The 590-nt window shown below is 59.7% G+C and carries 2 protein-coding genes; one reads left to right on the top strand and one right to left on the bottom strand.

Features of this window, described 5'->3' with window-relative positions; translation table 11 throughout:
* Positions 1–17: 17 nt before the first annotated feature.
* Positions 18–116, top strand: a complete 99-nt coding sequence (locus tag ACP7AJ_RS21595; RefSeq protein ID WP_426062310.1) for an ATP-binding protein — start codon at positions 18–20, stop codon at positions 114–116.
* A gap of 122 nt (positions 117–238) precedes the next feature.
* Here the strand turns inward: ACP7AJ_RS21595 and ACP7AJ_RS21600 are convergent.
* Positions 239–590: hypothetical protein (locus tag ACP7AJ_RS21600; protein ID WP_426062309.1), on the bottom strand; the 352-nt coding region annotated here is incomplete at its 5' end.

Here is a 590-nt window from a genome sequence, read left to right on the forward strand (position 1 = left end):
CCACCACGGGCCTGGGCTTGTTCATCACCAAGCAGATTGTGGAAATGCACCAGGGCACCATCTGGCTCGAAAGCAAGGAGAACGAGGGCACCACTTTTTTCATCGAACTCGCCTGACAGATGGGGGCAGTAGTTCAGTTAAACGGTGGCAAGGTAAACGCAGCAATTCAGTTTAAGGAGCGTTCTGCTGAGCCCAATCGAAGCTGCGCGGTACTTATGCCACGCCCGCAACCACCAGCTTAAAAGCTGGTGGCCAGCATCAGGCCGTATTGAAACCCGGGTCCGCTTTTCTGCACTTCCCGGATTTCGCCGTCGTACCAGTACGCGCCGATTTCGGGCAGCAGGGCGATAGTAGGCGTGAGGTCTTTTTTCAGGCCGAAGGACGCCCCGGCGATGTTGACGAAGTTCTGGCGGGCGCCTTCCGGGGCGCTGGAAATGGCCAGGTTCACGTAGCGCCCCATCACGGTGAAGTGCGTCGTTTCGTTGGCGTTGTAGGTGGCCAGCAGCGCCGCGTTGGGGCTGTAAGCGTAACGGGTCTTGTCCTCGAGGAGCACGTGTGCACCGCCGGCCCCCAGCACCACGGCCAGGTCA

This window comes from Hymenobacter sp. B1770 (genome assembly GCF_049896385.1).
Taxonomy (GTDB): domain Bacteria; phylum Bacteroidota; class Bacteroidia; order Cytophagales; family Hymenobacteraceae; genus Hymenobacter.